Genomic DNA, 20,725 nt, shown 5'->3' with positions numbered 1-20,725 from the left:
ATATAGTTTTAACATGTTAAATTCATGGTATAATGAGAGAAATACTGGTGATAAAGGAGGACTCTGATGCGGACAAATACACGTTATAAAGAAATTTATGCAGCTATAAAACAGGATATTGAAGCAGGTGTTTATCCCATTAATCAAAAGTTACCCCAAGGTCGTCTTCTTGCAGAAAAATATCAAGTCAGCGAACTAACCATTACAAAAGCCTTACATTTGCTTGTGCAAGAAGGTTATGTTGTCAGACGACGTGGCTCGGGCAGCTTTGTTCAAGACTTTCAAAATCGAACCATTACTAAATTTTCTCCGTTAACCGGCACTTACTCAACCTACGATGGAAAAGTTGAATCCGTGGTTTTAGGCTTTGCAACAGAAGTACCTGAGCCTTGGGTGACTGAAAAATTAAGTATTACAGAAGAAGAGTTAGTCTACAAAATTATTCGTTTACGGATTATCGAAGATGTGCCCTCAATTATTGAATACACTTGGATGCCCGTTGCTTTAATTCCGAACTTGACAATGAAAGAATTGAAAGTCTCCATTTATCAATATATTTCGGAACAATTGCATCAAAAAATTCAAAGTGCGCGGGTCAGCATTTCTGGGATCCGTCCTTCTGCGTTGGAAAAAAAATATTTAAACTTAACCGATAATGATTTCCTGATGCGTGCAGAACAAATTGCTTACCTAGGCAATGGACATATTTTTGAATACTCAATTGCGAATCATATTCCTAGTGAATTCACTTTTGAAACTGTCTTAATTGCAGAAAAATAGAAAACTTTTATGTTGCCATTTCTCATTTCTAACAAAATGATCTCTTTACTTTGAGCCAATACTTTTTGTTAGAAATGTTTTTCTGCTAGTTAAAAATATTTTTCAAATTATATTTCCAAACATGAATTTTGATAAAAGTATTGCTATTTACTAGAACTACGATTAAAATATTGCTTGTAGCACTCTTTTTTATATAGATACAAGCAATTTGTTTTTTACATAGTCAATCAACCAAAGTGAGGACTTTATATGAGGAAACCCTACATTTTAATGAGCTTACTCGTTCTAAGTACCTTATTAAGTGCTTGTTCAACTGTAAGTGGCAGCCCAGCAAGTCAAAGTGCGCCCGCACCTGATGAAGTCTTGGCGACAAGTATTGGGACGTATGAAAATCGAACATTGTTGGTTCCAGATGGGCGTTTAGCCTTAACTGCCTTGCATAAAGGAAAAGATTATCAAGGCAAACCAATGTTTTATGTCCTGTTTGAATTAACCAATACAACCGAAAAAACACAAAATATTCAGCTAATGATTCAAAGTTTTATGGAAGTTAGTCAAACTGTCCACGGAAAAGCCCAAAATTTACAATATGCAGTCTTAACAGATTCACCTTTCCAAGACAAATTAGATCGTTTAGCAGATGAAATCAATCCTGGTGAAACAATCCAAGGCGCTTACCCGTATGAATTTATTAATGAGAACAAGCCGGTCCATTTTAAATTTAGAGATCGCCTTCTCAGTCTGGATGAACCCATTGCATCAGAAGAAATTACCATTACAGAAAAAAGTTTGGTCCGCTAGCTTAGCTAGCATTGGACCAAACTTTTTATTTATTATTCAGATGGAAAAGATTCTCCTTCTATAAAACGTGTGTAAATGTGTTCGCTCTCAGCAAGTTCTCCCCGCATTAAATGAATAATTTTCTCTGCAGCCACCATGCCCCATCGATGTTTAGAATAGGCAATTGTTGCTAATCGCGGTTGCACAAACGCACCTAGTTCAGAATTATCAAAACCAATAATCCGAATGTCTTTCCCCATTTGGTAATTTGTTTCTGCAACATATTTATAGACACCGATCGCCATTTCATCATTAAAAGCAAAAACATCGACTGGTTCTGTCTGTGGTTGACTCAAAATTTTTTTAGCAGCAGCATAACCAGAAGGTTCGGTAAAATCGCCTTGGATAATTTCATAAGGTATCCCAAAACGAGTTAATTCTCGTGTACTAACAGCCAATCGTTCTTGGCTATCATAACCTTTTTCTGGTCCAGAAAGCAGAAGAACCTTTTTTGAACCCACATTGACAAATTGCTCAATTGCCTGCGTGGCACCGCCACGATTATCCAAGAGAACTTGTCGGATATTCCTATGCTCAGTGGTTCGATCAAGGACAACGATCGAATGGCCACGTTCAGCAAACTTTTCAATTTCTTTTGTTGGAAATGTCCAATCTAAAATAATTGCCCCATCCACCATTTTTTCAGGAATGAAAAGATGTGACTTTTTACCGCTGCAGACAATCATCTCATAATCAAACAGTGCTAAGCCTTTCTTAATCCCCTCCAACAATTCACCATAAAAACTACCGCCATAATCGGCCAAATAGACACCAATAATATTGGTTTGACGACGTTTTAATGTGCGAGCGGCCATGTTAGGAACATAGTTTAGCTCTTCAGCAATTGCTTGGATGCGCGTTCGTGTTTCTTCAGTTACCTTTGAACTACCATTCAATGCGTAAGAAACGGTCGAGATTGATACGCCTGCTTTTTTTGCAATATCTTTAATTCCTACCATGGACTACTCTCCTTTCTAATGGTAAATTTCAATAACACTTGCTTCATTTAATAATGAAAGCACCTCGTCTTTTTGAACTTCCATTCCCCCTTCTCGATAAGGGTTTTCTTCAAACTTAAACGGAACTTCTTGACCATCGATAACTATTTTCGCTGACTGATTTGGATAAAATTTATATGTGACAGGTTTATCAAACAATTGGTAAGTTAGTGCTAAACCAGACAATTTTTCTGGTAACACGGGATCGAAAACCACGCTTTGGGCCTTTTGCCGAATCCCTAAAACAGCTGTAATTAATTGATTTAAATAAATTCCTGGCCCACTTGAATAAATTCGCCAACCACCTTTTACCCCAATACTTCCATCTTTTAGTTTACCAAAATTTTCTTGTGATTCATACCTTGTTTTAAAATCGCCATCGGAACTACTAAAATAGGCATTGGCTTGGCGTAACTCTGCATTGTGAACCACTTCTTTTAATTGAACTGGATTGATTTGCATTAATGCTTGCCAGGTTTTGTCTCGCTGACCAATTTTCGCCATCGCTTCTGTATAGCGAATGTGCGCATGAACATACTGTAAGCCAATTTCGCGACCAAAATTAGCCGCCTGTTCTGCTCGTTTAAAATTAGTGCTCACACCGCCTCGATAGTTCGCTGGTTTGTTCATTAAGCGCACGCCATCAGGAAACGTTAATTCTTTTTCAATAATTTCTAAATGATGACTTACTTGTTCCGGTGTTAATAATTCAGCTAACATACTACGAGTCATTGGCAATAATCGATATTGAATCCCTGTTTTTTGGTCATTTGGGTGAATCATTTGTTCAAAAGTTTCTGGCGTTTCCATATAAATAAACCCTGGAATCGTTTCATCCGCCAACATATATTTTTGAAAATCGTTCTTTATTCCTGCGACTAAAATTGCTAAGTGTTGACTATAAGTAGCATCGATTTCCGTAATTAAAGCCGCAAATTTTTTCAACACTTGATACGTTAAGGCAACGGTCCAACTACTAGCCATTTGCTCTTTAAGACGATTATCATAAGGTTGTAACGTGTCATCCCAATCGCCGTCACCGTAACAGGATAGAAAAGTTTCTGGTAAAAAATGTTGTTCAATATAATTTATTTCTTTTTTCAAATGTTCAAATAAAGATGCTGTTTCTTTTGTTTTGTGATTATCTTTGCGACTTGTATAAGGGATTTCCGTAGCTAAGATTGAATAATCTGCGGTTTGTTCCAAATAATCAGTCACTACTTTCAATGGCCAGACGATAATATCGCCATGGCTTTCACTGGCTTTTTGTTCTTCGTATCGGTCAAACATAAACCATTGCGGCCAGTTGCCATCGTCCTCAAATTGATTTTCAAATAGATGCTGAATAATGGAGGCCACGATCTTAGGCTGTTGCGTCGCAAAGAAAAATTCTGTCGGTCCTTGCGACACATCTCGTGTGCCCCAAGCTGCTCCACCATACTGTTCTAAGCCATGTGGCGACAAATAATGAACGAGCATATTATGAGTATACCAACGAGTTAATTGATTCATTTGCTGCACACTTGAGTCTGTGTGTGTTAACTCAAAATGATGTAACAAGCCATTAATGAATGCTAAATATTGACTTTCTGCTTTTTCAAAATCTAATGGTGTATTAACTAATGCTTGGTCCTCTATACTGCCCGTAATAAGTAGTGAAAATTTTTGGGTCTTTTCGATTGCCAAGACTAATAAGTCCGCTTCAGCTCCACCAAATAATGTGCTATCGGTTACTTGAAATGATTTATCAACTGTCAATGCATAGGTTAGTTCTGGGTAATAATTTTCTGTAGCAGAATGATTTCCCGTCACTCGAAGCGTTTTGCCAGTTTGTTCTAATTGATAGGTTGGTACTTCTTCAGGTCCTAATAACAAATGGTTAGAAACAGCCCACATATATACATCCTTTTGACTGGTCACTTCCAATTGAATCACTCTTGAATCAGGCGAAGTGAAAGTGCGTACACGAATTGTATCCTTTGGCAACTTATAATACCAAGTAGCAGAGTTCAACCCCATTTCAAAAGCAGAAGGCATTGTTAGTAAGCGCCATAAGCCATTCTCTAAAATGTAGATTCGTTGACCAGAGCGTTTCATAACGTTTAAAGCGTTTCGGCTATTACTCATTAATTTGTTCATGGTCGTATTTCCTAAAACTACTTGTGAATTGAAAATGCCATACATATACACTGTCGTACTAAGCAAAGGTTCATCAACCGTTAAGCCTTTACCACTTAATAAAATGTGGCCATGCGCTCTTTCCATGGCAATTTCTTTTTCTTGAAGAACAACATGATGGTAATTTTCCGTGAAAAAGGAATACGTCTGACCTCCTACTTTTTCAATTTGTGTCTGAAGGGGATAAAGTGCGGCCAATTCTTCTTCTGTTAATGGATTTCCTGTGATAGGTTCTCCTAAAAGTTTCGGAGGATAGTCCTGTGTTCCTTCTAATGAATCGAATGTCACAGTTTCATAAATAGCTTGTAAGGCTTCTTTCGATAAAAAAGGTTCAGCTAATGCTTGCGGATGTGTTTCTGTTACCGCACCATAAAAAACAAATTCCTTACTTTCATTCGTTAATTGGACGGCTTCCGTTTGTAAAGCGGTGTAAGCAAATTCATATTGATAGACTTCATTTGCTAAATATCTTTTCCCCAATGCTTCTGGTGTGTTTGTTTGTTTAAATGAACGTCCGAAAAATTGATAGCCGTCCGTTGAGTAGCCTGCTAATTTTTGAAAACTCCCTTGAATAAGGGCTGGAAACTTCTCATTTTGCGGTTGATTTTGTCTCGATAAAACAACAAGCTCTTCGCCCTCTTGCCAAATGTGATGATCAAGATACTGCGACACATACGCTTCATTTGACTGAACGGCTCCTTTGGTCGCTAAGCCAATATCTTGACCATAAACAATATCTACTAAGCCAGTTCCAGTGACATTAACCCGCCAGAACCATTGATTGCTTGGCCCCAAACGAAAGTCAACTTGGTAACGAACCGCTTCAAATTCGCCCCGCCATGTCAATTGGTTATCTGAAAGATAAAAATCACTTTGACTGTTGGAACCAATCATTGGTCGATAATTAATTGTGTCCCCTGTAATTATCCGCAAATAGAGTTGGTTCATACTGCCGTCTAAAGGATTACCTTCTAATTGATTAATCATCATGCCATAGCTATTCAATTCTTTTAAATCACCTGTCTCTAGAAATGTAGCAACTGTGTCTGCTTGCTTAAGCTTCTTTATCTGCATAACTTATCCTTCCCATCTTATTCATTTAACGTGACTGTTGCGGTTTGTACATCGCGACTATTTCCACCAATCATTACGATAAATTCACCTGCATCACTGGTTACCTGATTGTCTGAATGAACATAGCGCACCATATCCTCTGAAAGAAGAAACTGAACTTCTTTTTCTTCCTTTGGTTCCAGCCAAACTTTTTGAAAATCTTTTAACTCTTTAATTGGGCGAACCACTTGTCCCACCAAATCACGTACATAAAATTGCACGGTTTCCTCTCCAGCGATTGGACTGTCATTTCTTACTAAAACAGAGACCGTGACTGGTTCTTCTTTGGTAAATGTTAATGCACTTAGTTGAATTGGTTGATAAGAGAAATGACTATAACTTAAGCCAAATCCAAAGGGATATTTAGCGTAATTAGAGACATCTAAATATTTAGAAACATATTTTTCTTCTGGTGCTGACTCATAAGGACGCCCAGTATTGTCGACATTGTAAAAAATTGGCACTTGACCAACCGTTTCTGGAAACGACATACTTAAACGACCACTTGGATTGTACTGTCCCCACAAAATTTCTGCTAGCGCATTGCCCCCTTCTGTTCCAGGTTGCCAAGCTTGCACAATTCCTTTTGCAACATCTATCCCTTGCAAATCTAAGGGCCGGCCACTGTAGACCGTGACAACAACATTGGGATTTTTCTCAATAATTTGTGCAACTACCGCTAATTGTTTTTCGGGTAGACGAATATCACTGCGACTGGCAGCTTCCCCACTCATCCAATCTGTTTCGCCTAGTGCCACTACTACTTTATCTGCTTGACTAGCTAACGTTAAAGCCTCTTCAATGGCCGCCGCGGTCGGTTCAAAGTAATCAAAGGGTTCTTGGGCAACTAGAAGATTTGTGGTTAATTTTTGGGCCCCAGCCACGAGGGAAATGGCTTCTTCTTTCTTTCCTTGCCATGACCAAGCCCCTAAAATATCTTGTGATTGGGCCCCTGGGCCGACAAGCGCGATTTTTTCTTGCGGTGTAAAAGGCAAAATATTTTCATTTTTTAAAAGAACCATTGATTTTTGAGCAATCTTTTTAGCTATTTCTCGATGTTCTTTGCTTAAAATCACTTCTGCTTCCGCTTGTTCATCCGCACCACGATAGGGATTTTCAAATAAGCCTAGCTCATTTTTTAGTTTTAAAATTCGCATAACTGCTTCATCAATAAGTGTTTCAGCAATCCGGCCTTCTTCAAGTAATTCTTTTAAATAATCTGGATAACACGTGGTCATCATTTCAATATCTACACCAGCTTTGATAGCCAATTCTGCCGCTTGTTTTTCATCTTTGGCAACGCCATGAGGAATTAATTCTTTAATCGCTCCCCAGTCTGAAATCACAACCCCTTCAAATCCAAATTCATTTCGTAATACGTCTCTAAACAGCCATTGGTTGCCTGTAGCAGGAATCCCATCCACTGTATTGAAGGACGTCATGACAAGTTTTGCACCCGCATCTAATCCAGCTTTATAGCCAGGTAAATACATTTCTCTTAGCTGCCGTTCAGACATATCTACCGTATTATAATCCCGACCAGCTAAGGCACCACCATATGCCGCAAAGTGCTTCACGCACGCGGCTACTCGCCAATTGTCTTCTTTTAAATTTTCTCCTTGGTAACCTCTAACCATTGCAGCAGCTAAGCGGCTGTTGAGTAATGGATCTTCACCTGTTGACTCCATGACACGTCCCCAACGTGGATCGCGCACTAAATCAACCATTGGTGAAAAGGTTACATGTAATCCTGAAACAGCAGCTTCTTTTGCTGAAATCTCCGCCATTTTTTCAACCGCTGCTTCATCCCAAGTGCTTCCTAAAGCCAAAGGAATCGGAAAGATGGTTCTGAAACCATGAATAATATCCGCCATTAAAAGTGTTGGAATATTTAATCGATGATTTTGCATATATTCTTTTTGAACACGTTTTGCTTCGTTTGCACCGGAAACACCTAGTGTTGTCCCCGCCGTATCAATCGTTTCTTGACTTAGTCCTAGCTCTGACATGGGGCCGGTCTTTTCTTCTGCTTTATCTGAATAAAACGCTGCTGCTAATTGTAATAATTGATTAATTTTCTCATCAATTGTCATTTCTTCGACTAATTGAATCAGTTGATTTTCTTTCATACTCTCACCTTTCTTCAATACATACTTCTGCTTCTAAAGGAAAATGGTCGGAGGGAAAACGTCCATCGATACTATCTGTTAAACTTGCGGTTTGCTGTACTTGCCAACCTTTTACATAAATATAATCAATTTCTTCTAATTCCGCCCAAGGCTTTGTGTAAGTAAAATTTTGAAATGTTCCTCTTGGGCCATAATGAGTAGCTAAATTTTTGCTATCTTGAAATTTTTTTTGAACAAGTTGATGAACCTCTTCCCCCGACTCTGCATTAAAATCGCCCATTAATAAAGTTGGATACTGTGCAATTTTGTCATGTAACTCCTCTAAGATAACGGTCATTCCTGCTAAACGAGCATGAGCTGAAATATGATCCAAATGAACATTGATGACTAAAAAAGGCGTATTTTGAGTCGTTTCCTTAAATAGTCCCCACAAAGCAATTCTTGGACAGCCAGCTTCAGGATGGATACTTGGCTGCTGAGGTGTTTCAGATAACCAAAAATACCCTGTATCAATAGCCTGAACTTTTTGTTCGTTATAGAGAATCGCTAGTCCTTCTCCTTGACCATCCCCTTCTCTTTCCGCAGAAAGACAGGTGAATGTTGTATACGCCTTTAAATCCCTGACTTGATTCGGTCGTACTTCTTGAATACAACAAAGGCTCCAATCATGAAAATTAATTAACTGACAAACAGCCTCTTTACGAAAAAACCATTGCCAATCTTGGTCATACTCTGTATCTACCCGGACATTATACGTAGCTATTTTCATTTTTAACCTCCTGCAATAGTTGTTGAATTTGACGCATCTCACGACGGATCTGGGTTGTTTCACCGCCGCCATGGCCTTTTTTCCAATACACTCTGACTGCTTTTCTTGCCTTTATCTGATGATAAGAAGGGAAAAAATCTTTCATTGGACATATCGGATCGTGACTCCCAACAGAAGCAAAGACTGGATTTTTAATTTGCGAAACAAAGTGACGACTATCAAAATAAGGAAGGACCGCGGCAATTTTTTCATGCGCTTGAGGATGCTCTTGTAAGTACTGATGAATAATTTGATACGAACCCGTTCCTTCTGCTACTCTATTTTCTAAACAAGAATGACTTGGAACATCTGCAAAAGTAGCTAAAATCGGGAAGTCGACTAAACTGTTCACCATTAACACTACGCCACCCCCTTGGGAACCACCACGAAGAATGATTTGGTCCTGATTAATTTCAGTAAAGGTCCGCACCACTTCTACGCTACGTAAATGGTCGGCAAACAAGCGGCGTTGGTACCAATCTTCTTTGTCTAGAAATCCTCGTCCCATTGGTGCTTCATGCCAAATTGTTTGATATGGCACGCGATCTTTGGTTAATCCCCCTTGACCTCGATTATCAATGACAAAACAAGCACAACCAATTTGTGTCCAATGAGCAAATTGCCAAGGTTCTTGAATATGATTCATATAGCCTAAACAGTCAATCACTATTGGCTGTTTCCCCGCCGTTTTAGGAAGTAACAAATAGCCAAAGATGCGCTCACCTAGGAAACTTAAAAAGTCGACCTGTTCCACTTGAACATTTTCCAATGGATAGTCAATGACCCGCCGATGGATATCTAGCGGTATTTTTTGAAGTTCTTCCTTGGTCTTTTCCCAAAACTCAAAATACTCATTCATGTTCCACACCTAACACTTTCTGAAAAAACGCAACTTGAAGAAAAGCCGTTGTCCCGAATCCTAACGCAATATATAAAAACAAATTAAGCTTATAGAAAAAAACAAACGTTAAAAGAGGTAAAATAAACAAAATAATCGCATTTGCACTATTACTTAAGACCACATAAACCGTCTCACCTAGTGTCTTTTTAACGGACCAATTAAAAACGGAAAAGAGAAAAAGAAAACTCGTCAAAAATAATGCAACAAAACTTAATAGAAAAATAGCTAAGAAACCTAAACTAGTGGCTATTTTAAATAAACTTGTTACGACAATACCGCCCAGTAAAAAAGCAACGAACAAGACACCTGTTAAAATAAAACCTCGCATGATGTTATTTTTTAATGCTGTCCAAAACGTTCGCAAAACAGGAATATCTTTTTCACGATACAAACGATAGATCGTTCGATACAACGCAATTAAGCCGACACCGCTAAAGATGCCTGTTATACAGGTAATTAAAAAGAGAAAATTAATAATGATCAAGTTGGCAATAAAAGAAAAAATCCGATAATACCAACCTTCATATGCAAATAGCTTATTCATATTAAAAGAGAAAAGCGGATTTCTCGTTGCTTTATCCGCTTTTCTCTCCTCCTCTCTTACTTAAGTTTGTCTCTGTTTTCCGCCATTTTCTCAGATTTTATTTTTTCAATTGCATCCCATTTATTTGATTTTAAGAATGCTTTGTAGTCTTCTAAAGATTTGTCAAAGGCTGTATCATCTTTCGCACGAATCATTGAAATAACGGTTGTATTTAGTTTGGTTTCAATCGCTTCATTCGCCCGAGCTTCCGGCGTTCCCGCATCTGGATTAATATTTTCAATTACGAAATGTGGGACTAATTTTCCTTTGCCCCATTCTTGCATTTGCGTTAAAGCACTTTCCATTGGCACTTTTAGTTTATTAACACGGTCATTGTTAAAGTATAGGAAACGACTAATGCCATATTTTTTGTTATAGGCATCATTGTCTGTTTGTTCTAATTTTTTCACTTCTGGTAAATAATCAATTTTTCCTTGATCATTGTACGCATAAGTAACTCCTTCAACGCCATATTTTGTTAAAATTTGTCCTGGTTCATCAATTAAATATGTGAATAGTTGAGTGACTTTCGCTGGATCTTTCGCATCTTTCGTAATGTAATTACTTAACCAACCTGAAATGCCGGTTTGATTTAATGTTGGTTTTCGGCCAGAAGTGCTACTTGGTCCATCAATGGCTATATAACGTGTGCCAGATTTTTTCATAAATTCTGTGAAGTTCCCACCTTGACCACTGGTTCCGGCAACGAGCATGGTTGCATAATTTCCTTGTTTCACTTTTTCATCAAACGTCGCTCCATCATCTGTGAAGCTATCATCACTAATATTGCCTGCTCGGTAAACATCATTAAATGTTTTTAACCATTCTAAATATTCTTTATCTAAATTTCGATCATAGTATTTACCATTTTTATCCTCTAAAGGAACACCTAAGAAGTCTTGTAATTTGTCTAAAAATGGTCCTGCACCATCGCCCACTGTGGTGAAGCCCATTGGGGTCATCTCAGGATATTTTTCTTTAATCTGTTGCATGACTTTTTCAAAATTTTCTGGTGTTGAAACGTCTGGCTTGCCTAATGCATTATAGACATCTTCACGAATAACAAAATTATCATTTACTGGGATATTTCCACTTTCATAATCCGCTTTTGTATTAGAGTAATTAGGGTAACCATATGTTTTTCCATCCTCTAAGGCATACCATTTAAACGTATCTTGGTTAACAACTTTCATTAAATAGGGGTCATATTTTTTAGCTAAATCGTTTAAAGAATAGGCCCAAGAATCTGCTTTCAATGCTGCTTGTCCAGTTTTTTCAGTTAATGTCACGATATCAGGCATATCTCCACTTGAAATCATGGCATTTAATTTTGAATCATCGCCGGAAATAAATTCAATATCCACATTTAAGTCTTTTTTAATCTGCGCAGTGGTCACGTCTTTTCCAAAAGGCAGCGCCGTCCAATCTGAGTTAATATACCATTTAATCTTGGTCGGTTCTTTCTTCTTATCTAACTTCCAAGCAGGCGTCTTTTCATCTAATTCATACCGATCCTTAATTGAGACATCTGAGCTAGCTTTCTTTTCCCCTCCGCTACAGGCCGCTAAACTAACGAGCGCCGTTGCCACCAATAAACCGCCTAAAACTTTTTTCATATTGTTCCCTACTTTCTTTATTCTTTTACTGCACCGGCCATCATACCGCCGATAAAGTGTTTTTGTAGTAATGGATAAATGATTAAAATTGGTATCGTTGTAATGACAATTGTTGCCAGCTGAACACCACGTGTCGTTGCCTGCACCACCATATCTGTACTGCCGCTCTCTGTCATGGTACTCAAGTTTGATTGAACAATAATTTCATAAATTTTCATCTGCAATGGATACAGATATTCTTTGGTAATATATAATTTCGTGGTCATAAAGTCATTCCATTGACCTACCCCATTAAATAAAATAATAGTGGCTAATGCCGGTTTTGTTAAAGGTAAAAAGATTTTATAAAAAATTTGAAACTCACTGGCGCCGTCTATTTTGGCGGATTCTTCTAAAGATGGTGGAATTTCTCGGAAAAAGTTCATTAAGATAACTACATCATAATAGCTAAATAAAGCTGGAATGATATATACCCAGAAGGTATCTAAGAGTCCTAATGACTTAATCAAAAGATACGTGGGAATCATGCCCCCACCAAAGTACATTGTAATGACACCCATCGTTGTATAAATGTTACGCCCGACTAGTCTAGATTTACTAAGTCCATAGGCGACAATCGCACAGAACAGTGTATGCGTCGACGCACCGATGACTGTTTTTAAAACAGAAATCAAAAACGCTCGCGGAATGCTACTATCCGAAAAAACTTTCCGATAATTTTCTAGCGTAAATCCTTTCGGCCATAAAACCAAGCCTTTACCGGCTAAACCCGAACTTGACGAAACTGAGGAAACTAAAATATTCCAAATTGGCACGATAATTAATAAAGAAAACAACACAAGAATTAACGTATTGAAAAAGTAAAACCATTTGTTTTCTTTTGATTTTCTTTTAATCACAGCTGTTGCCTCCTTTATAAAATAACCGACCGACCATTGTTCATTTTTCTAGTAATGCGATCTGTAATGACTAATAAAACAATTGAAATAACAGAAATCCCTAAACCAACTGCCGTCGCATAAGAAAAGTCCCCTTGCGTTAGCCCCATACGATAAACAAATGAATTAATTACTTCTGATTTGTTTTGGTTTTGAGCATTCATTAAAACCAACGTTTGATCTAAGTTCGATCCCAATAAACCGCTAACATTTAGAATTAAGTTCAACGAAATAATCGGCGCTAATAAGGGCAAAGTAATCGTTCGGATTTGTGTTAATTTTGAAGCACCATCAATTCTCGCTGCTTCATAAAACGTTGGATCAATGCGAGACATGCCAGCAAGATAGAGAATCGTGCCCCAACCTACTTCTTTCCACAAATCAGAAAGAACAGCAATCCACCAATACTTATCAGGATCTAACAAATGATTGACGCCCTGATTCATTAAGCCTAACGACATCATGACTTGGTTGATAAAGCCATTTGTTGAAAGCCACGAAATCAACATCCCGCCTAAAACGATCCAAGAAAAAAAGTGCGGAATATAAGAAATTGTCTGAATCACTTTTTTTAAATGTCCATCTCTCATTTCAAAAATCATTACCGCTAAGATAATCGGAATAGCGAATCCTAAAAAAAGTTTCATTAAACTAATCGCTAAGGTATTACGAACTGCTTCCCAAAAAAAACTATCTTCCATAATGATTCGAAAATTTTCAAGTCCAACCCATGGTGCAGAAGAAACCGTGTCAACAATCGTATAATTTTTAAAAGCAATGATAATTCCATAAATTGGAATGTAGTTAAAGACAATCATGAATGCTACACCCGGAAGTACCATCCAATGCAATTGCCGCTGATCATAAAACTTTTTTAGTTTTTTCATAAGCAGGGTTCCTTTCTTTTTAGTGAAACGTTTCTACAAACAGATTATACATTCACTTCAAACAGTTGTAAACCCTTACATTATGGTTTTATTTAAAAATAACAGCATTAAAAAGCGCTATAGACCATTTATAAAGAAATTGTTTTCCCTGCTTCTTTTTCCATAAAAATACTCTTTTCTAGATATTTTAAAGCATTTTATAGAAACGTTTCACCAAAATATGAACATCTTTTTCTTAAAAATAATTCTGTTAAATAACAGAAAAAAGTCTGGTCGGATTGACCAGACTTTTTAAATATAGATAGTAAAATGTGTAATTTCAGGGATCACCCCAAAACGGGCATGAATGGCGGTCGTTCCTAAGCCTGTATTAACATATAGTTGCGTTTCTTGGTCCAACTGATACAATCCTCTGGTATACTTTTCTGCTAAAACATTTGTGATTGGATAAAAAGGAATCCAAATTTGTCCGCCATGGCTATGTCCTGCTAAAACTAACTGTGTACCCGTACCAATAAATGCATCCGCGACATCTGGTTCATGGGTCATTAATAACGCATAGTCATACGTTTCTCGATAGGATAATGTTTCTGAAACGGAAGGATTTCCTAATAACGAGTCATCTAAACCACCAATAAAAAGACGGCGTCCATCTGCTAGGGTTACTGTTTCTCCTTGGTTTTTCATAACGGTAAAGCCACTGGCCTCCATGACTTCATCATACACCGCAGAAGCACCGCCACCATAATCATGATTTCCCCAAACTGCATATTTTCCAATTGTCGCTTGTAACTGTTTTAACTTTTCAATCATCGGTTCTTTTTGTTGCGGATTTTTGGCATAATTGTCAAATAAATCACCTGTAAAAACGATAATATCTGGTTTTTCACGATTGACTTTTTTTATGACTTTATCTAACCGCTTCGTCTCATAAAATTCTGAAACTTGTATATCCGAAAGTTGCACAACATTCAATGGTTCTCGTTGATTTTTCTTTCCCAAAGTCACCTGATTAACGTGAACTAAATTCGGCTCAATCTTCCACGCATAGATTGGGAGTGCGATAATTAAGAAAAAAAATAAGAGCATTATACTTAAACCAATTTTTTTAACCACATCACTCGCTCCTTTCTTTTCTTTGATTTCCGAAGACTTAGTATAGAGAAAAATCTTCTTAACCACAATCTAAAACAAAGGAAATTAAGGCTTTGTTAAACAACCTAAAGAATTTCCACAATCTCTTATCCTTTTCTTAGCTTTTTTATAAAAAAAGCTAGATAATTTCATCTGTCGATGAAATTATCTAGCTAGAACATTCTTCTCTTAATGATGATGTTTTCGAAACGTTTGATAACCAATTAAGCAAAATAAAATCCCCAATAAAATCATTCCAGTTACTGAAAATAAGCCTGCTAACATCTTTCGCATCCTCTCTGTTACTAAATTTCCTTATTTATAGTCACTATTTCTTGTTGTAAAATTGGTTGAAATAGACGACGTTCTGCTAATTTTCTTGCTAAAATTGCTTCACTTTTTTTCGTAAAGATACCTAAGTTATGGCGCTTGCCTTTCAAAGAGATATAAGCCAGCCATTTCCCAGAAGCGGTCTGGCTCACCCCTTTGTGTCCACTGCTATTATTTTTGGGGCGTTTACTTTGCAACTTCCCTGGAATTACACCAGCAACTCTTTGTCGGTAATCCTTCTTTTTACGATGACCGCAACTTTTGGTATGGCCATTCAACAAATTTTCACAGCGAACCCAGCAAGATTGTCCGCACGAACACAGACAATACGCTTTCATTGTCTGTTGAATACTTTCGATCCGTACCACGACCAATTCATGATAGTTTTTTTTCAACATTGTTTGATAGCGATGGTGCGCACATTTGGTTCGATACCCACGAATTAGTTGTCTTCTTGAAGCTTCTGTATAGCTCCCACAAGAACAGCGACAGGCCCAAACAATTAGCCCTTCTTTTCTTTTTGCCGTTGGTGCTACTACTGTCAACTCACCAAACTTTTGACCAGTTAAATCTTTATAGTTACCTGCTTGTCTCAATTGACTATCCTTCGTATTCTTGTTCTCGCCACATCTCGATTGGGTCTCTCCCATAGTGCTCATTTTTCTGAGTCTCTCCCTTTCTTAGTTCTCTGACTACCTCAGCAAATACTTGCCAATCTTTTGTTTCCGGCAAATGACGCCATGTCAATTGACGACACCGTACTTTCGAACTATAAAAATCGGACAAATACAAATCGGTTTCTAAGGTTAATTTGTGATCAATCATGACATCCATATAATTGAAAGAAGCAATAATTTTTGCAATAAAGCGGTTATAATCCTCCCCACCAGAAAAATCAACAAATACATGAATCGTTTTTTCAATTGCGCAAAAAGACCGATCATTTAACAAACAAAACATAAAATCATAGTATAGATGCACGCGTTCATACATTAAAAATCGTTTTTGATACAGCGACTCTGTCTTTTGTATAAAACCATCTAAGGCGCGATGAATTTGAGGAAACCGCTCTTCAAAGAAACTGCTCTGCTTGGCGGGAATAAATGCAGCCACCGAAAAGTATAGGCGGTCCCAGCGATAACAAATCAACTTTAATTTTTCTTTTGTTTCCACCGTAATTCGCTTTTCAAAGAAAGGAATAACACTATTCATATGATCAATAAATTCGTCTAACATGGTTAACTTATCTGGAAAAACAATCGGACTATCAATGTATTCATTTAAACTTAAAAAAAGAAAAATATATGAAGTCTCTTTGCCAAAATCCTCTTTAAAAAGAGGCGTTTCGCTTGTATAAATTTTTTCAAACGCATGCTGTAAACAGCTAGGCACATGAACTTCCGTAAAAGAGTCCACTACATGATCAGAAAATACACGAAAACGTTGGATCGTTAAAAGAATAAATAGTTGTGCGCTTTGATTAAGACTAAACGTTCTTTGATACATCAGTTGTAAATCGTTTATAAATCGCTTAATGCCAGGACTATTTTCCAGCAAAATGTTAGGCAGCCTTTCTTGATTACTTCCATAAAAATAATACAAGCATTGAAAACAAAAACTTCGGATATTTTTCTCTTCTCCAACCAAGCCTGTTGACTTTAATTTAATACGCCAATTAGCTAAAATCAGATTTAGCTTATACGAGAAGGCATAAATTTTGCTTTTGCTCATAAAATGAATTTGAGAAAATTCTTGAATCGTGTGCTTTTGATAGAGGCCCACATCAAGAAGCAACTTGGCCATTAGTGATTGATCAAAATAATATTTTCTTAAGGCTTGATAATCAATTTGCGATAATTTTTGCGCACTAATCAGTCCTTTAGCTGGAAAAAGAATTTGACTCCTTGAAGAAATCTGTGTACATTCATAATTTATTTGACGGCACAACGATTCTAACTTTTGAGTGGATAAATCAAAATATCCATAAAATTCTTCTTTTAATAATGGACCTTCACTATTCATAAAAGTTTGATAAATAAGTAATTTATCTCGGAATTCTTGGTCTAATAATTCATCTAACAAAGTAGTCACATTTTCAACTCCAAACTATCACGCCTTAAGTATCTATTTTTTTAACAAGACGTGAGTGTCAATCTTGCTTATTTTTTCCACAAATTTAAAAATGATTCTTTCAATATTTAGGAATCTTCATAGAAAAGTATTATTTTAACCAAAAAAAGCCCCCTTGCGTCACCAAGGAGGCTTTTTTTGTTATTTTTTTACTTTAAATTTAAAGAAAAGCTGATTTGTTTGACTAATTTTCTGTTTCTTTTCTAGCCTATTCGTCAAAAATGATTGAAACTTTTGGTTCGTCTTCTATACTATCTTCCTATAAAGTTCTTACTCTTTTAAGTATCAGCTTCTGTCAATAAAAGTCCTCATTTGGCATTGCTAATCTGAATACAGTATGACTACTTGTTGCCGCTATTTTTTGCTGTTATTTTACTCTTTAATTGAAGCGCTAGAAACGCTGTCAACTGTTGGCTTTTCGGTCGCTGACTCTTCTTCATGGACTGATGCACTTGAGACACTATCTGCCGTTTCTGGCGCTTCTTTTTTGGAGGCACCACTGACTGCATCGACGTTTTTTCCACCGACTAATTCTTGCCCAGTTTGTTTTAAATACCAATCAACAATTGGTTTAAAGTCTAAAATATACTCATTAATTCCCGCGTAATTTCCATTATCATCATACATCGCTTGATAGTTATGCACTACATAGGTATCTGGTCCGTGCATTGGAACATGAACGCGAATAGCATCTGTTTTTCCTGACCGTAATTGTTGAATCACCCATTCTACATTTTTCAATGCTTTTGGCGGATGGCAATTCGCTAATGGATTACCAACTTGTCCTGGTTGCCGTTTAGCAAACATTTCTTCAGCAGCCATTTTTTTATTGTAATATAAAAATTGATTGTTACTGTCTGCATAAGTCAATTCCATTGGCATTGATTTTAAGAAATAATTTAGCTGATCTACGGTTAAAATGCCTCGATCTAATTTTACGTATGTGTCGCCTTCCACAGCCTGAACCGCTTCTGCTGCTTGTTCTACCCAATCATCTGCTGCCATATCAACCCCTTCGATCGTTGTTTCAATGGTTCCTTTTGCATGTAAATCTTCAGGTAAGTCTTTTGGCTTAGCCCCTTCTAATTTTGAAATCACATCAATGAATTCCACGAATTTTTGTAATGTACTTTCTAAAAATTGACGTGTTCCCTCCGCAATTAAGTTGCCGTTTTCATCAAATGCTTCTTTCGCTTTCCCTAATAAAAACTCGTTTCCAGGCATCACGATCGCATTGACACCAGGTGCATCAAGAATTTGACGGAGATGTAATTGCGCACGCGAGGTTCCTTGATCATAATAAGAGCATCCAACAATCATTACTGGTTTATTTTCCAGCGGATGAATTTTGAAAGATAACCATTCTAACACACTTTTCAAACCGGCAGGAATGGTATGGTTATGTTCGGGTGTCGCAATAATTACGCCGTCTGCTTGTAAAATTTTGCGATTCATATTCTGAATCAAGACACTGTTCGTTTGATCCTTACTTTGATTAAACATTGGAATATCTTTAATTTCTAAAATTTCCAAGTCGAACATTTTATAAAACTCTTTGCCAATATATTGCAGTAGTAACCGATTATAAGAAGAATCAGCGTTTGATCCGACGATCCCAATTAATTTCATTTTATTCACTCCATTTCGTTAAATCGTTTCCCATGAGAAATTTTCTGCTTCTTTTTTATTTTGCGCATGCGCATGTTTCAGCTGTTCTGTAATTTCAATAAATACACAAAAATCTGCAAACAGACCAGCTAGTTTATCTATTTGTTCTGAATCTTTTAACGCATTGTTTTCATCAAAAGCTTGTAAGGAATGCGCTAATAGAAATTCAGAGCTTGGCATAATTCGTGCTTTCAATTCAGGAGCATCTAAAATTTGACGCAGATGCGCTTGTGCTCTAGAGGAACCTAACGTGCCATAGGATGCACCAGTAATCATAACTGGTTTATCAACAAACGGAAAAATCCCGTAAGATAACCAACTTAGGGCATTCATCAAAGAAGCCGGCACCGCATGGTCATATTCAGGCGTACTGATAATGACGCCATCTGCTGCTTCAATTTTTTCAGCAACCGTTTTAACTATTTCTGGCAAAACTTTGTCTTCTGGCTTGTTAAACATAGGAAAGTCAACAATTTCAACTAGTTCAATGTCAGCCTCCTGCGCAAAATAGTGTTGCATAAATTGCAAAAGTTGACGATTGGTTGATTGCTCTGAGTTCGTTCCTACTAAGCCGATAATTTTTTTCATAATGAGCTGTCCTTTCTTTTTCGGTTCTATGAATGGATAATGTGAAGAGTATCTGCTAACCCGCTGCTATATAAAATTTGCTGGTCTTGTGTAATGATGACTCCTTCAATCCCATCTAGTTGATTGAGGATTTCAAGCGCTTCTGGAATTGGATAACCAAATAAACGCGTTGTCCAAATCTCACCATCCACTGAAGCATTCGAGATAATTGTGATGCTGGCCATTTCAGTTTCCAATGGGTATCCGGTTGTCGGATCCAACAAATGGTGATAGACTCGCCCAGCTTCGGTTAAACTTCTTTCATAAATGCCCGACGTCACAACCGATTGATTAGCCACTTCGACAAGTAAGCTGATTGTTTCTCTGGATTTTTGCGGATTGCGAATACCAATTCGCCATTTTTTGTTTTGATGCGTAGAGGGCCCCAACGTCACAATATTGCCGCCCAGATTAATCAAAGCAGACGTCACATGGACTTCTTTCAAATAGGCAATTAGTAAATCAGCGATATAGCCTTTTGCTAAAGCCCCCAGATCTAATTTCATTCCTTCTTCTTCCAAAAAAACCGTTTGTTTTAATGGATTTAAGTGAATCTTTTCTGGATTAATTTTTTTCAAACAGGCTTTAATCTCCTTTTCTGACGGGACACGGGCATCTTTAAAACCGATTCGCCACGTTTGAACTAACGGGCCAATGGTAACATTCAAATGACTAGCTGGATCACAACTATGTTTTTTCCCTAATGCAATTAATTGATACAACTCTGGATGAACGCTGACTGGTTTTTGCCCAGCTTGTTGATTGACAGCCATCAGTTCCGAAGTTGAATCATTTGCACTAAAGCGTTGTTCATAAGTGATCAATCGTTGATGCACTTCTTCTAGAATTTTTTCAGATTCTTCATGGTCTACAAATACATCTATTACTGTGCCCATCAAATAAATAGTTTGACTTTGTTGCACCTCAAGACTTCCTCTCCACGAAAGATTGTGTTTTATTTCACATTTATTCACAAATGAATCATACGCCTTTATTTGATGCCAGTCAAGTCGTTTATATATTTTTTTATATAAAATAACGACCTTAAAATTTTCATTTAAGGTC

The 20,725-nt window shown here is 37.2% G+C and carries 17 protein-coding genes; 2 read left to right on the top strand and 15 right to left on the bottom strand.

The features are described 5' to 3' along the window. Positions 1 to 66 precede the first annotated feature (66 nt). Complete coding sequence (locus tag IGJ46_RS04980) at positions 67 to 780, top strand: GntR family transcriptional regulator (RefSeq protein ID WP_002366529.1); 714 nt, start codon at positions 67 to 69, stop codon at positions 778 to 780. Between the two features lie 270 nt (positions 781 to 1,050). Then, on the top strand, positions 1,051 to 1,581 hold the full coding sequence (locus tag IGJ46_RS04975) for a DUF5067 domain-containing protein (RefSeq protein ID WP_002384665.1): 531 nt from the start codon (positions 1,051 to 1,053) through the stop codon (positions 1,579 to 1,581). A 32-nt stretch (positions 1,582 to 1,613) separates the two neighbouring features. On the opposite strand, the gene IGJ46_RS04970 is transcribed toward IGJ46_RS04975, so the two are convergent. The 15 genes from IGJ46_RS04970 to IGJ46_RS04900 all read right to left on the bottom strand — a co-directional run bounded on the left by IGJ46_RS04970 (position 1,614) and on the right by IGJ46_RS04900 (position 20,583). Continuing rightward, positions 1,614 to 2,579 (bottom strand): LacI family DNA-binding transcriptional regulator, encoded by a 966-nt coding sequence (locus IGJ46_RS04970; protein ID WP_002357893.1) that lies wholly within the window; start codon positions 2,577 to 2,579, stop codon positions 1,614 to 1,616. A gap of 15 nt (positions 2,580 to 2,594) precedes the next feature. Next, a complete protein-coding gene (locus tag IGJ46_RS04965) occupies positions 2,595 to 5,870 on the bottom strand; it encodes a GH36-type glycosyl hydrolase domain-containing protein (RefSeq protein WP_218391511.1) in 3,276 nt (1,091 codons plus the stop codon). A gap of 17 nt (positions 5,871 to 5,887) precedes the next feature. Then, positions 5,888 to 8,038, bottom strand: coding sequence for a glycoside hydrolase family 3 N-terminal domain-containing protein (locus IGJ46_RS04960; protein WP_002413406.1), 2,151 nt, complete (start codon positions 8,036 to 8,038; stop codon positions 5,888 to 5,890). Positions 8,039 to 8,042: 4 nt separating this feature from the next. Beyond that, positions 8,043 to 8,807, bottom strand: a complete 765-nt coding sequence (locus IGJ46_RS04955) for an endonuclease/exonuclease/phosphatase family protein (protein ID WP_218391509.1) — start codon at positions 8,805 to 8,807, stop codon at positions 8,043 to 8,045. Next, positions 8,788 to 9,705: an acetylxylan esterase gene (locus tag IGJ46_RS04950; protein ID WP_002385975.1), complete on the bottom strand. Its 918-nt coding sequence runs from the start codon at positions 9,703 to 9,705 to the stop codon at positions 8,788 to 8,790. The genes IGJ46_RS04955 and IGJ46_RS04950 overlap by 20 nt, the downstream gene beginning before the upstream one ends. Then, positions 9,698 to 10,291, bottom strand: coding sequence for a DUF624 domain-containing protein (locus IGJ46_RS04945; protein WP_002357898.1), 594 nt, complete (start codon positions 10,289 to 10,291; stop codon positions 9,698 to 9,700). Before IGJ46_RS04945 ends, IGJ46_RS04950 begins: the two co-directional genes overlap by 8 nt. Positions 10,292 to 10,347: 56 nt before the next feature. Continuing rightward, positions 10,348 to 11,946, bottom strand: a complete 1,599-nt coding sequence (locus IGJ46_RS04940) for a sugar ABC transporter substrate-binding protein (protein ID WP_218391507.1) — start codon at positions 11,944 to 11,946, stop codon at positions 10,348 to 10,350. A 17-nt stretch (positions 11,947 to 11,963) separates the two neighbouring features. Beyond that, complete coding sequence (locus IGJ46_RS04935) at positions 11,964 to 12,845, bottom strand: carbohydrate ABC transporter permease (RefSeq protein ID WP_002357901.1); 882 nt, start codon at positions 12,843 to 12,845, stop codon at positions 11,964 to 11,966. A gap of 14 nt (positions 12,846 to 12,859) precedes the next feature. Then, positions 12,860 to 13,771 carry an ABC transporter permease gene (locus tag IGJ46_RS04930; protein WP_002382199.1) on the bottom strand — a complete coding sequence of 304 codons (912 nt, stop codon included), beginning with the start codon at positions 13,769 to 13,771 and terminating at the stop codon, positions 12,860 to 12,862. 291 nt (positions 13,772 to 14,062) lie between these two features. Beyond that, the gene (locus IGJ46_RS04925) at positions 14,063 to 14,953 is read right to left on the bottom strand and encodes a metallophosphoesterase (protein ID WP_002402044.1); all 891 of its coding nucleotides are present in this window, start codon (positions 14,951 to 14,953) and stop codon (positions 14,063 to 14,065) included. 257 nt (positions 14,954 to 15,210) lie between these two features. Continuing rightward, complete coding sequence (locus IGJ46_RS04920; RefSeq protein WP_218391572.1) at positions 15,211 to 15,885, bottom strand: hypothetical protein; 675 nt, start codon at positions 15,883 to 15,885, stop codon at positions 15,211 to 15,213. Next, on the bottom strand, positions 15,836 to 17,326 hold the full coding sequence (locus tag IGJ46_RS04915) for a helix-turn-helix domain-containing protein (RefSeq protein ID WP_010707664.1): 1,491 nt from the start codon (positions 17,324 to 17,326) through the stop codon (positions 15,836 to 15,838). The genes IGJ46_RS04920 and IGJ46_RS04915 overlap by 50 nt, the downstream gene beginning before the upstream one ends. A 411-nt stretch (positions 17,327 to 17,737) precedes the next feature. Beyond that, the gene (locus IGJ46_RS04910) at positions 17,738 to 18,994 is read right to left on the bottom strand and encodes an NADPH-dependent oxidoreductase (RefSeq protein WP_002360528.1); all 1,257 of its coding nucleotides are present in this window, start codon (positions 18,992 to 18,994) and stop codon (positions 17,738 to 17,740) included. Between the two features lie 18 nt (positions 18,995 to 19,012). Beyond that, positions 19,013 to 19,621, bottom strand: coding sequence for an NADPH-dependent FMN reductase (locus IGJ46_RS04905; RefSeq protein ID WP_002357907.1), 609 nt, complete (start codon positions 19,619 to 19,621; stop codon positions 19,013 to 19,015). Positions 19,622 to 19,647: 26 nt separating this feature from the next. Then, positions 19,648 to 20,583 (bottom strand): FAD:protein FMN transferase, encoded by a 936-nt coding sequence (locus IGJ46_RS04900; RefSeq protein WP_305733588.1) that lies wholly within the window; start codon positions 20,581 to 20,583, stop codon positions 19,648 to 19,650. Positions 20,584 to 20,725: the final 142 nt, after the last annotated feature.

The sequence above is a fragment of the Enterococcus sp. AZ120 genome (genome assembly GCF_050546165.1).
In the GTDB taxonomy this organism is placed as follows: Bacteria; Bacillota; Bacilli; order Lactobacillales; family Enterococcaceae; genus Enterococcus; species Enterococcus faecalis.
The sequence above is the reverse complement of the archived record's forward strand: the minus strand, read 5'-3'. Positions and strand labels throughout refer to the sequence as shown.

What these genes read in the sequence shown, in the direction of transcription:
- IGJ46_RS04980 (WP_002366529.1), top strand. Translation starts at nt 67, where the DNA reads ATGCGGACAAATACACGTTATAAAGAAATTTATGCAGCTATAAAACAG.
- IGJ46_RS04975 (WP_002384665.1), top strand. Translation starts at nt 1,051, where the DNA reads ATGAGCTTACTCGTTCTAAGTACCTTATTAAGTGCTTGTTCAACTGTA.
- IGJ46_RS04970 (WP_002357893.1), bottom strand. Translation starts at nt 2,579, where the DNA reads ATGGTAGGAATTAAAGATATTGCAAAAAAAGCAGGCGTATCAATCTCG.
- IGJ46_RS04965 (WP_218391511.1), bottom strand. Translation starts at nt 5,870, where the DNA reads ATGCAGATAAAGAAGCTTAAGCAAGCAGACACAGTTGCTACATTTCTA.
- IGJ46_RS04960 (WP_002413406.1), bottom strand. Translation starts at nt 8,038, where the DNA reads ATGAAAGAAAATCAACTGATTCAATTAGTCGAAGAAATGACAATTGAT.
- IGJ46_RS04955 (WP_218391509.1), bottom strand. Translation starts at nt 8,807, where the DNA reads ATGAAAATAGCTACGTATAATGTCCGGGTAGATACAGAGTATGACCAA.
- IGJ46_RS04950 (WP_002385975.1), bottom strand. Translation starts at nt 9,705, where the DNA reads ATGAATGAGTATTTTGAGTTTTGGGAAAAGACCAAGGAAGAACTTCAA.
- IGJ46_RS04945 (WP_002357898.1), bottom strand. Translation starts at nt 10,291, where the DNA reads ATGAATAAGCTATTTGCATATGAAGGTTGGTATTATCGGATTTTTTCT.
- IGJ46_RS04940 (WP_218391507.1), bottom strand. Translation starts at nt 11,946, where the DNA reads ATGAAAAAAGTTTTAGGCGGTTTATTGGTGGCAACGGCGCTCGTTAGT.
- IGJ46_RS04930 (WP_002382199.1), bottom strand. Translation starts at nt 13,771, where the DNA reads ATGAAAAAACTAAAAAAGTTTTATGATCAGCGGCAATTGCATTGGATG.
- IGJ46_RS04920 (WP_218391572.1), bottom strand. Translation starts at nt 15,885, where the DNA reads ATGGGAGAGACCCAATCGAGATGTGGCGAGAACAAGAATACGAAGGAT.
- IGJ46_RS04910 (WP_002360528.1), bottom strand. Translation starts at nt 18,994, where the DNA reads ATGAAATTAATTGGGATCGTCGGATCAAACGCTGATTCTTCTTATAAT.
- IGJ46_RS04905 (WP_002357907.1), bottom strand. Translation starts at nt 19,621, where the DNA reads ATGAAAAAAATTATCGGCTTAGTAGGAACGAACTCAGAGCAATCAACC.